Source organism: Streptomyces sp. NPDC003042, from assembly GCF_053591315.1.
In genome coordinates, this window is sequence record NZ_JBSFTP010000019.1 from 42,202 (window position 1) to 55,448 (window position 13,247).

The 13,247-nt window shown below is 70.3% G+C and carries 13 protein-coding genes and 2 pseudogenes; 4 read left to right on the top strand and 11 right to left on the bottom strand.

The annotated features are described in order from the left end of the window. Positions 1-152 precede the first annotated feature (152 nt). Positions 153-491 carry a lysine transporter LysE gene (locus ACWDYJ_RS13245; RefSeq protein ID WP_451565617.1) on the bottom strand — a complete coding sequence of 113 codons (339 nt, stop codon included), beginning with the start codon at positions 489-491 and terminating at the stop codon, positions 153-155. Between the two features lie 382 nt (positions 492-873). Further along, positions 874-1,392, bottom strand: a pseudogene (locus tag ACWDYJ_RS13250) (NAD-dependent epimerase/dehydratase family protein); the annotation flags it as partial. Between the two features lie 124 nt (positions 1,393-1,516). Here ACWDYJ_RS13250 and ACWDYJ_RS13255 point away from each other — a divergent pair. After that, a complete protein-coding gene (locus ACWDYJ_RS13255; RefSeq protein WP_451565618.1) occupies positions 1,517-2,314 on the top strand; it encodes an ATP nucleotide 3'-pyrophosphokinase in 798 nt (265 codons plus the stop codon). A gap of 131 nt (positions 2,315-2,445) precedes the next feature. Here the strand turns inward: ACWDYJ_RS13255 and ACWDYJ_RS13260 are convergent, their stop codons facing one another. Continuing rightward, complete coding sequence (locus ACWDYJ_RS13260; RefSeq protein ID WP_451565619.1) at positions 2,446-4,041, bottom strand: NAD(P)/FAD-dependent oxidoreductase; 1,596 nt, start codon at positions 4,039-4,041, stop codon at positions 2,446-2,448. A 127-nt stretch (positions 4,042-4,168) separates the two neighbouring features. Next, positions 4,169-4,390, bottom strand: coding sequence for a DUF397 domain-containing protein (locus ACWDYJ_RS13265; RefSeq protein WP_451565620.1), 222 nt, complete (start codon positions 4,388-4,390; stop codon positions 4,169-4,171). A 398-nt stretch (positions 4,391-4,788) separates the two neighbouring features. Here ACWDYJ_RS13265 and ACWDYJ_RS13270 point away from each other — a divergent pair, with 398 nt between their 5' ends. After that, positions 4,789-5,610 carry a D-alanine--D-alanine ligase family protein gene (locus ACWDYJ_RS13270; protein ID WP_451565658.1) on the top strand — a complete coding sequence of 274 codons (822 nt, stop codon included), beginning with the start codon at positions 4,789-4,791 and terminating at the stop codon, positions 5,608-5,610. Positions 5,611-5,686: 76 nt separating this feature from the next. Here ACWDYJ_RS13270 and ACWDYJ_RS13275 read toward each other — a convergent pair whose 3' ends face one another. The 4 genes from ACWDYJ_RS13275 to ACWDYJ_RS13290 all read right to left on the bottom strand — a co-directional run bounded on the left by ACWDYJ_RS13275 (position 5,687) and on the right by ACWDYJ_RS13290 (position 8,910). Next, complete coding sequence (locus tag ACWDYJ_RS13275) at positions 5,687-6,121, bottom strand: VOC family protein (RefSeq protein ID WP_451565621.1); 435 nt, start codon at positions 6,119-6,121, stop codon at positions 5,687-5,689. Positions 6,122-6,171: 50 nt separating this feature from the next. After that, complete coding sequence (locus ACWDYJ_RS13280; RefSeq protein ID WP_451565622.1) at positions 6,172-7,257, bottom strand: hypothetical protein; 1,086 nt, start codon at positions 7,255-7,257, stop codon at positions 6,172-6,174. Positions 7,258-7,656: 399 nt separating this feature from the next. Next, positions 7,657-8,460, bottom strand: a complete 804-nt coding sequence (locus ACWDYJ_RS13285) for a hypothetical protein (RefSeq protein ID WP_451565623.1) — start codon at positions 8,458-8,460, stop codon at positions 7,657-7,659. 246 nt (positions 8,461-8,706) lie between these two features. Further along, positions 8,707-8,910 carry a hypothetical protein gene (locus ACWDYJ_RS13290; RefSeq protein WP_451565624.1) on the bottom strand — a complete coding sequence of 68 codons (204 nt, stop codon included), beginning with the start codon at positions 8,908-8,910 and terminating at the stop codon, positions 8,707-8,709. Positions 8,911-9,356: 446 nt separating this feature from the next. On the opposite strand from ACWDYJ_RS13290, the gene ACWDYJ_RS13295 reads away from it, so the two are divergent. After that, positions 9,357-9,554: a hypothetical protein gene (locus tag ACWDYJ_RS13295; protein WP_451565625.1), complete on the top strand. Its 198-nt coding sequence runs from the start codon at positions 9,357-9,359 to the stop codon at positions 9,552-9,554. A 509-nt stretch (positions 9,555-10,063) separates the two neighbouring features. Here the strand turns inward: ACWDYJ_RS13295 and ACWDYJ_RS13300 are convergent. The 3 genes and pseudogenes from ACWDYJ_RS13300 to ACWDYJ_RS13310 form a co-directional block, all read right to left on the bottom strand. Next, positions 10,064-10,594, bottom strand: a complete 531-nt coding sequence (locus tag ACWDYJ_RS13300; protein WP_451565626.1) for a hypothetical protein — start codon at positions 10,592-10,594, stop codon at positions 10,064-10,066. 198 nt (positions 10,595-10,792) lie between these two features. Next, positions 10,793-11,035 (bottom strand): annotated as a pseudogene (locus ACWDYJ_RS13305) (GNAT family N-acetyltransferase); the annotation flags it as partial. Positions 11,036-11,236: 201 nt separating this feature from the next. Beyond that, on the bottom strand, positions 11,237-12,319 hold the full coding sequence (locus ACWDYJ_RS13310; RefSeq protein WP_451565627.1) for a DNA polymerase III subunit beta family protein: 1,083 nt from the start codon (positions 12,317-12,319) through the stop codon (positions 11,237-11,239). Between the two features lie 284 nt (positions 12,320-12,603). On the opposite strand from ACWDYJ_RS13310, the gene ACWDYJ_RS13315 reads away from it, so the two are divergent. Continuing rightward, complete coding sequence (locus ACWDYJ_RS13315; protein ID WP_451565628.1) at positions 12,604-13,206, top strand: hypothetical protein; 603 nt, start codon at positions 12,604-12,606, stop codon at positions 13,204-13,206. Positions 13,207-13,247: the final 41 nt, after the last annotated feature.

Below are 13,247 nucleotides of genomic sequence, written 5' to 3' on the forward strand. Positions count from 1 at the left end.
AGCGCTCTGGTTGCCCGCGCAAGCGCTTCAGACCAGGGGATCACCGCATGCTGATCGCTGCTGGGACAGTCTTCGCGGCAGCATCTCACCGGATTCTCCAAGCGGTTGCCATGGCCGGCGGCACGCTGCGGAGCACGCGGTAACGAACGACTTCACAGGCAGTCGCAGCCTGTGGCGTACAACAACAGGAAGGCGGCCGTCGCGGCGGTCAGGGTGAAGGCCGCCGTGGTCACGGCGCCGACGCCCCGACGGCGGCGACCCTCCGCGGGGTCGCGGAAGATCCCCCAGGCGCCGTGGGCGAGGAAGAGGCTGAACAGTCCGGCACCGGCGACGGTCAAGCGCGGGCTGAAGGACCAGCTCAGGTAGGCGATCAGAGCCAGGCAGGCGAGCAGGACGCAGGCCAGCAGGCTGAGGATCACCTCGGCGACGGCTTCCCCAACCATCTCCATCAGGAACTCGCCGATGCCCTTCGCTGCCCTGCGGACCCCCACGGCGCTCCTCCGTCCTCGCGAACGACGCGGCCCCGCGCGGGGCCCCGGCATGAAGGACCCGCCTGGGGCCGGAATGGTTGCCGAGGTACTCAGGAGCTCTGAACACCAGCTGGTGCGGCAGCCCCCGTCCGTCGGTCAAGCCGACCGTCCCGAGCCGCTTCCCAATCCCCAGCCGCCAGCACCTGGACGTGGGTGGCGTCGTACGTTGGAAGACCGCGAACAGCTCGGCCGCGCGCAGCTGGACATCGCGCGCCGACACGCCGGGCCGCTGAGGCAGGGCTTCGTGCAGTGCTGTCATGTCCGCGCAGGTGAAGAACGGGTAGGCGGCCGTCACCGGGTTGGCCACCCATTCCACGTTCAGTGGCCCGTCGCCTGTCTCCCCGCGCAGCCGGGCACACCACTGCACCAGCTCGGCGAAGGAGACGGCTGTTCCGGCGCCGAGGTTGTAGACGGCCGCGGGGACCGGTTGGCGGGTGAGGAGGGCCAGGGTGTCGGCGACGCTCTCCACCGGGATGTAGTCCCGGGCGGCGGTCAGTGAGTCGTCGTACAGCCGCAGCCGGCCGTGCGTCGCGGCCTGGCGCGGCAGCTGGGACACGATGGAGGCCATGGGCCCCTTGTCCTGTTCGTCGGCGCCGAACACGTTGGTGTAGCGCAGGGCGACCCAGTCCGGACCGGTGGGGAACCGTTGGCGCATCAGCTGGTCCAGGGCGAGCTTGGAGCGGGCGTAGGGGTTCAGGGGTCCCGAACAGCGGGTCCGGTCGCTGTCAGCGTCCTCGCGGACGGGTGCGCGTTGGTGCAGCACGCCGTAGACGGAATGCGAGGAGGCGTACACCAGGCGGGCCCCGCCCTCTTGGCAGGCGGTGGCCAGCCGGAGCGGGTTCAGGGTGTTCGTCTCGTCCAGGTGTTTGTCGGGGAGCGGATCCGGCCAAAGATCACCCCACCGGCCCTCCGCACGACACTTCGGGCCATGTCCGCCTGTTGTAACGCGCGTAGCGACTCCTCACGCAAAGGCAAGGCTCACGCGGATGACCATCACCCGTACCGTCACCCGGGCCGCGATCGCGGCCGCACTGACCACCGCACTCGCCACCGGCATCACCTCCACCGCCATGGCCGTCCCGGCCGGGACGGCGAATGCCGACACCTCGCAGACGGCTGCCGGCCGGCAGCCGGGTGACGGTTGGACCGGGGAAGGCGGCCTTTCGCTCAGCCCGGCCGACAACAAGCGGGTCGACGCCTACGTCGAGAACGCCAAGCGGGCCGAGCGGGCCATCAGCCCCCAGGTACGGGCCGCGGCCTGGATCGCCGGGGCCGAGGTCATCGGCTTCGAGAACCGGCTCAAGTCCCCCGACTCGCTCAAGCGGAAGGTCGCCACCTCCCTCAAGGAACACCCGGGGCAGAGCGCCGAGGCCGCCCTCGCCACCCTCAGCGACGCGGTGCGCTACACCCTTCAGTGGAACGAGGACCAGTACACCGACGGCGTCACCACCGCTGCGCACGTGCTCTCCTCGTGGGGGAACGACAGTACGAAGTGGTCCAACACCTGGGGCCGCACCCAGGGATACAAGGGACTCAACACCGGCTGGCGCGCTCCACGCTCAGGGCAGCTGTTCGAGGTCCAGTTCCACACCCCCGCCAGCAAGTGGGCCCAGGAAGCCACCCACAAGCTGTACGAGGAGCAGCGCCTCCCCGGCACCAGCCCCGAGCGGAAGAGGGAACTCCAGGAACAGCAGAACGCCTTCTTCGCCGCCGTGCCCGTCCCGGCCGGCGCCGACCGGCTGACCGCGCCTCTCTCGCCCCGGGTACCCGCGCCCCTGGGGTAACGACTCAACCCGTACGAACCGTTCCCGGCGGCCGACCCGCCGGTGACCGCCGCTCCCCGACCCGGTGACGGGCGCGCGCTCACCGGCCCCGCCGTGGCAGCCGGCGATGAGGCTGGCCGAGCGTACGGATGTCAGTGTCGGTCACGACGCCGGGCCACCTCGGGGATGGGCGGAGGTGGGGTGGTGGGCGTCCGCCGAGGCGCCGTAGCCCCGTAGCCAGGCCCGGACGGTCGCACCGCGGGCGCGTACGACGTCGGTGCCGTCCGGCTGTCCAGGTAGTCCTGGGCCAGGGCGGCGATGGCGTCCTGGTGTTCGTAGCCCAGTGGGGCGAGGTCGGGAGGCAGAACGTAGCCGTCGGGCATGGCCGCGTACATCTCGCTCATGCGATGCCGGTACGCGTCCTCCAGTGCGTCGGGCCAGCTCCCGGTCAGCGGCGGGCGCATCCGGGACTCGGCCGTGAGGGCGTGGTGGTGATCGGCCGCTTCCCGGACGGCGTCCTCGACGCTCCAGTCGCTGATCGGGGTCCGGTCGGGGCGCCAGGGGGCGAGCCAGCGGCTGGGGCGGTCCTGGAGGACGGCGTCGGCAAGTTCCTGGGCGATCAGCGGGGAGGTGTGCAGCCCGTCGCGATGGGTACCGGTGGCCACCCACAACCCGGGCCGGGCTGTCGGGCCGAGCAGGGGGTGGCCGTCGAGCCCGATAGGCCTGTTCCCGTGATGCAGCCGCTGCACGGAGGCGGTGGCCAGACCGTGATGGAGCTGGCCGAGCGCTGAATCCAGGAGGAAGCGCAGGCTGCCCGCCATGGGAGCCGCCCCGGGGACCAGGGCCGGAGCGGCGGAGGCACCCACGTACCAGGTGCCGTCGGCCTGCGGGACGCTGTGCAGCCCGCAGGCATAAGCCCGGTTCGGCGTACGCAGCACCGCGGGCAGCGGATCGGGGGCGCTCACCGTGAACGCGGTCCCTTCCACGGACAGCACCGGCAACACCGAGATGCCCGCGTGGAGAGCGTCGAGCAGGGGGGTGGTCCAGGCACCGGCCGCCACGACCACCACCGGGGCCGCGTACGCGGCCTCTGTGCTGCGCATGGTGTAGCCGGAGGAGGTGGCGGTCAGGCGTCCGGCACCGGTGCGGGCCACGTTGGGCAGGGCATCAAGGGCAGCGTCCAGCGTGGCCAGCCACCGTCGGGCGTCCAGGAACCCTTCCCGCGGCAAGTACAGCGCCCGCAGTGCCCGGTCGTTGTCCAGCGGCCGGTAGCCGGAAATATCCGCAGGGTCGACGTCCTCGACGGGTAACCCGTACAGGGTTCCGGCCCTCTGGACAGCCGCGAAAGACTTCTCATCCAGTCGCGCGGAGACCGCGTTCAGCAGCATGAAGGTGCCCCGGCCATACCCGTCCCCGCGGGGAGCCGCGGCACCTGCCTGCTCACGGATGCCTTCACGCCAGGAAGGCCAGCGGGCGGCCGCTTCGACAGCCATCCGCAGCCTCAGCTCACCGTGCGGCCTCTTCAACGACGCATCGGTCACCTCGCCGAGCACGCCCAGCATCGCGCCGGCCGCCGGGGACGCCGCAGGACCCGTACGGCCACACAGGACCACGTTGACTCGGCTGTCGGCCGACGCGAGCGCGCAGGCGATCGAACGCCCCAGCACCCCGTCCCCGACGACCAGGACATCAACTCCCGACTCGCCCTGCCGCATCACGCACCCCCGCCTGCCCGACGTACGGAGCATCGACCCTCCCACAAGTACTGCGGGAGCGGCCCGTGAGGAGTCCAGCCACATCGTGGAGGGATCGCGGTCCGCCGGCCGACCGGCGGGACCGCCCCCTTCGCCGTGCCGGGTCTTGCCTTGTGGGAGTTCAGGCCGGCAGCACGCCGTGTGCGATGCCGCGCTGGAAGGCCGACCACTGACCGACCGACAACCGCAAGGGCGTGCGGCTCACGTCCTTCGAGTCCCGTACAGCGACCGCGCCCCCGGGGATCCGAGCCACTTCGACGCAGGCACCGTCGCCTCCGCTGTAGGAACTCTTGACCCAGACCGCCCCGCTGATGTCGATCGCGCCGAACTCACTGCCGCCCATCGCATCCTCCTCGGGTGTTTCCTCACCTCTACCCGCCGTGGAGGGGAGCGCGATGGAGCGCCTGGAAGCACAGCCAGGCGCGCCGGGCGCGCCTCCTGTCAGGGCTCAGCATCAGCGACGCCGGGCGCCGCCGTTCACCGGCGCCTGTCCGCGTGGTTGCGGCGACCGGTGGGGTGGGCAGGGATGAGCGGCTGTGTCAGGTGATCCGTCCTTGGAGGTTTTCGGTGCGCATAGCGGTGGCCCACAACCTGAGGTCGTGCGAGGGATTGGAGCAGCGGGGGTTCACCTCACCCCGGGAGCTCGATGACCTGATGGATTCGGTGGCCCGTCTGGGATACGCCGTGGAACCCCTGGAGGTCTCCGGCGCACTTGGGGAGGTGGCCGGCGTCTTGCGGAGCATGCGTCCGGATCTGGTGTTCAACCTGGCGGAGGGGTGGAGCGGGCCGTGGCGACAGTCGGTCTTCCCAGAGCTGTATGAAGAACTGGGCCTGCCCTACACCGGTTCAGGACCCGCGGCTTTGGCGCTGGCCCTGGACAAGCACCGCACGAAGGCCGTCCTGCGCCAGGCCGGCCTGCCGACGCCGCTGTCGGTGTTCCTGGACCCGGGCTCACCGGATACGGGGCTGGGCGCTCTGCCGTATCCCGTCATCGTCAAACCGAACTTCGAGTCCTGCTCGAAGGGCATCACCGGCGACTGTCTGGCCCGCACCGCCGATGAGGCCGCCGGCGTGGCAGCGGCCCTGCTCATCGAGTACCCGGACGGGGTCCTCGCCGAGGAATACATACCCGGCCGGGACATCACCGTCCCCTACCTGACGGCCGCGGGCGGTCCGCTCCCGGTGGCGGAGACCACCATGCCCGCCACCGCCGCCGCGGGCGGGGTCTTCGGCTACGACCTCAAACAGGACCCCGCCCGCTGGCAGCACCTGAAGGTCCCCGCCCCCATCCACGAGAGCGTCGCCCGCCAGGCACGCCACCTCACGAGCCTGGCCTTCGACGCCCTGGGCCTGCGGGACATGGCCAGAGCCGACTTCCGCCTCGACCCGGACGGCAACCTCCACCTCCTGGAGGTCAACGGACTACCAGGCCTTCCCCTCAACGGCGCCACCCACCGGGCGACCATCCTGTCCGGCCTCGACCCCGACAACGGCATGGCCGCAGCCGTCATCGCCTCAGCCCTCACCCGTCACCCCCGTCTGGCAGTGCGATCGCTGCCCTGAACCCCCCAGTCGCTACGCCGGGACCGGGACACCCATGCGGCCGGGACTCCCGACCCGGCGCGACCGGACTGTCGGCCTAGAGGCTGCCGAAATCGGGAAGGACAATCGAGCCGTCCTCGGCGAGGGGGATCCCGGGGTTGTACGCGATCTCCCAAGCGTGGCCGTCCGGATCGACGAAGGCGCTGGAGTAGAACCCGATGGCGTTGACGGCCGCGGGCTTGGTGATGGTTCCACCGGCCCGCTCCACCGCCGCGAGCAGAGCGTCGGCCTCCGCCTCGGAGCGGACGTTGTGTGCCAGGGCGATCCCGGCGAAACCTGCCGCCGGTCCGGGCTCCAGGCCGCAGTCCTTCGCGAGTTTGTCGCGATCCCATAGGACGAGTCCCAGGCCGCCGGCCTGGAAGAAGACGGTCTCCTCGACCTCTTGCCCCCGCCAGCCCAGGGCTTCGTAGAAACCCTTGGCGCGTGCGAGATCGGAGACCCCTAGCGTGACCAGAGTGATGCGTTGTTCCATGCGATCACGGTACTTCGCTCCCACGCCGCCGACGGGAGGCTTGCCCGGGGTCAGGGTCTGCCCGAGGCGGAGGCGCGAGAGCCGGTCGCCGGCCTTTCCCGCGGTCTCGGCCGCCCTCCCGTGCTCGGAGCACCAGGGGTGAGGGGACGATGCCGCCGCAGTCGTGCCGCTTGTACACGCGCTCCTCCCCGAGGGGAGTCGGCGGTGTCCCTCACACGGGCCGGCCTCGACAACTCCGCCCAGGCCTCCCTCATTTCCCGCTGGGCGGCGCCGTTCACGGTTTCGGGAAGCTCGCCCAGCCCCTTGGAGTCGATGCGGTCGCAGACGGCCGCGTACCAGTGGTGGCAGTACTCGCGCATCGAGTTCCCGCGCAGCTCGTCCGCGAGCTTCGGGGTCGTCAGGTGCCACCGCATCATGTGCTTGATGTTCCGCGAGGCGATCGTCCCGTTGTGTAGCGCGTGGTCGAGGCGGGCCGCGTACACCGAGCCCAGGCCCCGGGGGATCACCGACAGCATGAGCAGCGGCAAGAGAACAGGGTGCACGAGGGTGAGGACCGACGCCACGGCGACGAGGTCGATGAGGCCGCCGGTGAAGCGGACGGCGTCCTGCGGGAGCGGGGAGGAGCGGGCGGAGCCGGTCTCGGCGGCCTCGGAGCGTTCGGTGAAGTCGGGGGCGTCGTAGGCGGCGAGTTCGACGTCCATATGGGCGTCGACCATGGCGAGGTCGGCGAGGGTGGCCATGCCGGGGTTGAGACGGCGGGTCGCGCTGCCGGAGGTGATGGAGGCCAGAGCACCGAGCGCGGTCATCGCGGCGGCGAACACCAGCGGCCAGGTGGCGGCCGCGAGGCGCTCCTCGACGGTGCCGCCGGTCAGGAGCGGGTCCATCGCGCGGGAGATCGCCGCGAGGGCGGCCGCCGTGCAGATCCCGCCCACGATCTGGGCACAGACGAGGATGGAGAACGCGGTGCGGTTCACCGCGAGAGCGAGGCGGGCGGTGTGTCCGAGAGCGGACGGTACGCGGCGGGCCATCTGGACCAGCGACAGCTGCTCCATGACCTGGTGGTGCCGGCCCCAGGTGTACTTGAACTCCGGCGGCGCGGCCAGGGCACCGGGTTTCGCGGCCTGCTTGTCGGTCATCTGTTGCTGCTCCTTCAACTCGCCGGTGAGGAACGCCGGTTCACCTCGCCGTGCGGGCATGCCGAGGAGACCCGGCCCCGACGGTCGGGGCGGGAGGGCAGGGCGGGGGAACCGGTGGAGCAGGCAGTGAACTAGAGCGGGGAGGGTGGAGCAACGAGTTCTGGCCGTCCTGCCGCCGCCGGGCCCGGCCGCAGCCAGCACAGCCCTCCTGCGGCCGGTCGGCGGCCGGGGACGGCCGGGGTGGGAGAACGGCCGGAACCCGACGCTCGGCGGGGGCGGTCGTCAGAAACCGCTTGCGCCCGCCCCGCTGCCCGCTGCCCCTCTGCCTGCGGCCTGCCGGGAGCCGGGTGTGACATGGGAGCGCGCCGAGGTGCTGTGCGGCAGCCCCGACACTACGAGTCAGTGCTGATCGAAGACGAAGCCGTGCCCGGCGTCGGCAGGACAGGCGAAAACCCGGAAGTCGCCCCACCGCCCGACGGTGATCCCGGTGGTGTGGTCGCTGGCCACGGTGAACAGCAGTCGGCACGGAGCACCGCACGCCGGACACGGGATGTCGCGGGGATCATTCAGATGCCAGGTGGGCCACCCTCCGAACTTGATCCCGGCCACCCGGGTGATGACGTCGCCCTCGCCCCCCAACGCGCCCACGTATTCCTGGACGGCCTCCGCGAGTTCTCCATCGGGCAGTGCCTGGGGATAGGGAAAATCGATGAGGGCGGCAGGGGTGAGCGTGCACGGCACAGGCGCGTATCCGTACTCCGGGTCCTCCTGGCGTACAGGCAGAGGAGGCGTGCTCAGTACGTCGGTGACGTCGGCGCTGTTCCTCCAGCGGATCTCGGCAACCGGGCTGATGTCGGCGTGCGGGACCGGCGGATCCCAGTGCACGTTCGGGCACCACAGGAGCTGGAACACGTCCTTCCCCTCGGGCCACCAGTCGCCAGGCGCATCCTTCTTGTACACCTGCACCACGGGCACCATGGCTGAATCCGGCTTCCCCGAGCCGGACTTCTCGTCCGGGATGTCGCAGTACGGCCAAGGCTCGTGGACCGGCCACAGCAGCGCTCCGCCGACCGAACTGTCATGGACACCGGGCTCCCCCGGCTGAGGTGCCAGCACCACGGCGGGCAGGGCATACGGCGCGAGGCCCGGGACGGCCGCGATGATCTCCTCCGCGGAGGGCCGGGTGCTGTAGGGCAGATCCATTGCAGGAGATTAGCCCGCCCCACCGACACACGGATTGGCCGGTCCCCGCCCCCGTCCGCGCCCCTGTCCGCGCCCCCGTCCACGGCGACGGCGAGGGCGACGAGGTGTTCGGGATCGGCAACCCTTCCCTTTGCCCAAGCGGCCCCGGCCGAGGGTGCACGTGCTTTCCCATCAGGCAGGGTCCGTCGAGGCGGCACTGTCATCCAGCGGGGGCGCGCCAAGGTTCTCGCACAGAACCGGATGGGCTCAGGCACGACCGAACAGGTCGTCGGCACTCATGAGGTGCCGGCCATCGAACGACAGACGTGCACGGCGGGGCACTTCACGGCCCTCGGCGAGCCACTGCCGCTCGACGGCGTCGTAGATCGGCGCATCGGACACCTGCCAGAACTCCTCCGCCAGCCGGGCGAATCCGGCCCAGTCCGGAGGCTGAACGGTTTTCTGCTCCATGCCCGCATCCAACGAAGCGGGGCCACCGACGTGGCGGCACGTAACCGTTCCGTCATGAAAGGCGAAGCAGCAGCGAAGGCGGTAGTCCCGGCAGCGAAGGCGGCCCTGCCGCCGTGCCGAGTCCGGCCCGGGTGGGTGAGGGGGCGGGCACGTGTCGCGGTGTCAACGTCGCCGGTCCGGCTCCGGATCGCGCTGGCGAGGGCAGGTCAGGTGCAGACGGCTGTTGGGGCAGACCGTCGTGGCCCGCTCGTTCCCCCTGCCCGGCAGGGCGACAGTGACCGCGCGCATGCGGTCCTCGCGGGGCGGCAGAGTCCGCGGTGGGCGGTCCGCGCTCCGCCGCCGGCCGGGCGGAGGCGTCACCCGTACGCCACGTACCGCAGGCGAAGCTCGACGGGCCGCGCGAGCGTGAACGGAGGAATCCCCCAGACCAATGAGGAGTCGCCGTCATGGGCGGTATGCGTGACAAGCGCCAGGAGCCGGGCAAGGGCCGCGAAGAGCAGGAGCGCGTGGCGCGTCCCGGCCAGGACCCCGTACACCCGGAGCCCGGCCAGCCCTCCCGCGGCAAGAACCCCGACAAGAACGAGCGCCGTCGCGAGAACGACCCGCTCCAAGAGGAGCTCGACCTGCCCGACGAAAACCTCTGAACCATCCGCGCGGCCACCATCCCCACGCACGCAGAGCCCGGCCGGGTCCGTAGTCACCCGGCCGGGCTCTGTCACGAAACCCGGCACAGCTCCGACCCCCCAGCGGCCCGCACCTCGGAACGCCGGGCCGACGCGCCGCCCCGTCGGCCCGTCGGCCCGGTACCAGCGCTGTGATGCCCGAGATGTGCGCCACGCGGAACCGGGTCATCATGGCGGAAGGCCGGCCCCCGCACGGGCGCCCGGCACGAGAGGGACGGCACGTCCCGGTCGGGAGGCGACGCGTGTACCTGGACGAGTCGCGCAGAGCCTGGGCCCTGATCATCGGCGTCGTCACCGTCATCCTCGCGAATCTCGTGGCGATCATCCTGATGAACACCATCGGGCGGTGACCCGCGACGCCAGAGGTGCCACTCCTTGGCTTTGTTCACGGGAAGACGAAACACCAGGGGGTCAGGCTCACCAGTCTCCGGATGCACCGGCCAGGCAGGCTCCGCCAGGCGCGCCGGCCGTCAATTTGCTGTGTCCAGGACGAGCTCGTGGAGCTCAGCAGCGGAGTCGGCGGCGAGCCGGTAGATGCCCTGGACGCTCACTGACCGGGTCAGTCTTCCTTCCTCGACGTACTTGAGTGTGCGCTCGCCCCGGCGCGAGGTGAATGTCAGACGTTCCAGAAGATCGGCGGGGACGACTGTGCCGAAGGTGAGAGGAGAACCGGGCGGCCCGAGCACCACCTCGGTGACGCAGCCCGCCTTCAGCGGCTTCCAGTCCAGAAGCTTCGTGTAGTCGTCATCGTGGAGTTCCGATCCGGCATCCTCGTACGGGATGATCCGGGTCACCTCCATGGCGCCCAGTACGTGGAGCCGGGTGCGGAAGACCCGGACGGGATAGATCGTGTCGCCGGGCTGAACGCCCGCCCGCTCGAAGCTCGGCAGCGACTGGTGCGGACCACCGAACAACATCGTGAGGCGCCGGCCGGCATAGCCGGCTCGCTCGAGCTCTCGGCACAGGTCGTTGGTCCACAGGGTCGTGTAGGAGTTCGCCACGGCAGAACCGTAGACGCACCCGCTGACATTCGGTCCTGGGGAGGCGCGAGTGCGGAACGATCACGCCGGAGCCTCGGCCGCTGCCGGCGAAGGCCATTCAGCAGAACACCAGCGCGACATGCGTCGGATGCCGGCCGTGTGCTCAGCTGCTTCCAGTGGCGACCGGGGTCGTCTCCCGCCGCGTGGTGTAGCCCGTGGTCATCTCAGCGCGATCCGGTACAGCACACACTGGCGAAGCGGCCCTTCGGGGACGCTCTGATCCTCGAAGTCGTCGGCCGGGTCCCGGGTCATGCCGATCCGGCGCATCACTGCCTGGGAACGCAGGTTGTCGACGGTGGTCGACGCAACAACTTCCGGCAGCCCGAGGGCCTCGAAGCCGAAGGCCAGGCAGGCCACGGCGGCCTCGGTGGCGTAACCGTGACCCCACGCCGAACGCCGCCACCGGCGGAGCAGGAGACGATCGGTACGCAGTTCTGGCATGTCTGCCAGCCAACGCCATCACGATCAGGGTGTCGATCGGTTATCTCGCCCGACCGGCGTGGTCTGACCCCGCCGTTGTGGTCTCATGTACGCCCCTACGGCGAGGTCCACCTCGATATGGACGCCCGCCTCCATCTCGCGGCGGCCACGTTGGTCCAGCGGTCAATTCTCCAGGCGGACAGGCATCAGCATCGAGAAGGTGTCCTCGGTGTCGGTCCGGCGGATCGCCAGGGGCACCGTAGGGGCGCCGAACTCCAGGATCAGCTGGTCCCGGGCTCCGGCGGCGAGGGCATGCAGGAGGAACTCGCGGTTGACGGCGACGTGGTCCTGGTCGTCGTCACCGTCTTCGCAGACGGTCACCGAGCCGTCGGCCGCCACCTTGAGCACGCTGAGGTCACAGGAAACACCATCCTGCTCGCGTACCTCGCTCGCACGGACGGGGCCGGTTTCCAGCGCCTCCCGGAACGCCGTGACATCGATGAGGGCGCGGTGCCCGGCCGGCAGGCGGACGAGGCGACGGTAATCAGGGAAGTCGTGATCGAGGCACTGGCCGGCCGCCTGACGGTCCCCCGCCTCCAAGGCCACGCGGTCACCGTCCACAGCGAGCCGGACGGATGCGTCGTCGCTCAACAGCGCCCGCATCGCGTCGGCGAGCGGGGACGGCACGATGACCTGCACACGGGGTCCGCCGTGCCCGGTGGTACCGGCTTGTGCGACAGCCATCCGGTACCGGTCGGTGGCCACGACATGGAGCGCCTCACCCTCGATGTCGAACAGGACACCGCCGAGCATCGGCAGCTCCGGGTCGGTACCGGCGGCGAAGCGGACCGCGTCCAACGCGGCGGCCAGCTCAGGCGCGGAGACAGCCAGCCGGACGGTGGCGGTGCGGAGCGTGGTCATGGGATTCTCCCTGCATTCGAGTAGCGCTCGGAGCGTGGAGAACTCACTGCGGGCATCGGACAGCCCCAGTTCAAGACGGCGCAGGTGTGCCTGAAGCAGCTTCCGCACCAGGTCGGTGTCCGCACTGGACCAGCCGGCCAGTACCAGCCGAATGTCCGCCAACGGCATACCCGCCCGGCGCAGCCCGGCCAGCAACCGGGACTCTTCAAGCTGCTCGGGGCCGTACCAGCGGTAGCCGCTCACCGGATCCACCCAGGCCAGGACCAGCACGCCGGCGCCGTCGTAGAACCGCAGGGCACTCACACCCAGTCCACTGTCCCGGGCCATCTCACCAATACTGCGCATCTCGCTCTCCACACCCAGAACTCTGAGCCCTCCACCATGTCGAGGGTCAACAGCGAGCCGACTCGATACCCGCGAACCAGCCGTCCGAGGGCCGCTGCCGGTCCGCACCATCAGCCCCGCAAGGCCCTGAGAACACTCTCGTTCGCATCCCCGCACGCCGGCGGGAGAACGCTCCGAAGCCGAGCCGGCCGAGCCGAGCACGTGGCCGGTAGGCGCCCTGTCGACCGGGCCGGTCGCCGGGCATTGTGAAGACCGCCGAACGGATACCCACTCAGGAGGAAGTTGTGCGAGTTCCCGGAAAATCGTCGCCGGCAAGGATTCTCCTCGCGGCCTCTGCGGCCTTCACGCTCGCCCTCTCCGCCGCCGCTTCCGCCTCGGCCTCCGCCTCGGTCTCCGCCTCGGCCTTGGCCCCGCAGAATCCCGTGGCGGATGCCGCCGGACAGTACTGCGCGATCGACCTCACCGCCCAGAAGAAGGCCTGCTTCACCTCCGAGCAGGCCCTGACCGCCCACGGCTCCACCCTGGCGTCGCTCCCGCTCGTCGCGGTCTACAACTGGATCAACTACAACCAGGCCGGCGGCTACAGCATCTGGTACGGCGATCACGCGTGCACGGCCACCACCACGGACGTCGACTACATGCTCCCCGACCTCGCCGGAGAGAAGTACGACAACAACAATCCCAGCGGGATCAGCGAGAACAACACGTACAGCTCGGTCAGCACCTACATCGCACAGTCCTGCGACATCAAGCTGTTCGACAGCGCGAACTACGGCGGTTCCTCCTCGCCGTGGATCGACCGCTGCACCCATCTGGGCGGGTCGGGAACCGGAAACTGTCCGTCCACCAACTGGTACGACCGCGCGGGCTCGTTCCAGCTCAGCTGACGCCATCGTGACGAGGTCCCAGCCTGGTTGCGCCCGGCCGT

Bases quoted from the DNA above. Each gene is read 5' to 3' on its own strand.
- ACWDYJ_RS13255 (WP_451565618.1), top strand. From the start codon at position 1,517: ATGACCATCACCCGTACCGTCACCCGGGCCGCGATCGCGGCCGCACTG.
- ACWDYJ_RS13260 (WP_451565619.1), bottom strand. From the start codon at position 4,041: ATGCTCCGTACGTCGGGCAGGCGGGGGTGCGTGATGCGGCAGGGCGAG.
- ACWDYJ_RS13265 (WP_451565620.1), bottom strand. From the start codon at position 4,390: ATGGGCGGCAGTGAGTTCGGCGCGATCGACATCAGCGGGGCGGTCTGG.
- ACWDYJ_RS13270 (WP_451565658.1), top strand. From the start codon at position 4,789: ATGCGTCCGGATCTGGTGTTCAACCTGGCGGAGGGGTGGAGCGGGCCG.
- ACWDYJ_RS13275 (WP_451565621.1), bottom strand. From the start codon at position 6,121: ATGGAACAACGCATCACTCTGGTCACGCTAGGGGTCTCCGATCTCGCA.
- ACWDYJ_RS13280 (WP_451565622.1), bottom strand. From the start codon at position 7,257: ATGACCGACAAGCAGGCCGCGAAACCCGGTGCCCTGGCCGCGCCGCCG.
- ACWDYJ_RS13285 (WP_451565623.1), bottom strand. From the start codon at position 8,460: ATGGATCTGCCCTACAGCACCCGGCCCTCCGCGGAGGAGATCATCGCG.
- ACWDYJ_RS13290 (WP_451565624.1), bottom strand. From the start codon at position 8,910: ATGGAGCAGAAAACCGTTCAGCCTCCGGACTGGGCCGGATTCGCCCGG.
- ACWDYJ_RS13295 (WP_451565625.1), top strand. From the start codon at position 9,357: ATGGGCGGTATGCGTGACAAGCGCCAGGAGCCGGGCAAGGGCCGCGAA.
- ACWDYJ_RS13310 (WP_451565627.1), bottom strand. From the start codon at position 12,319: ATGCGCAGTATTGGTGAGATGGCCCGGGACAGTGGACTGGGTGTGAGT.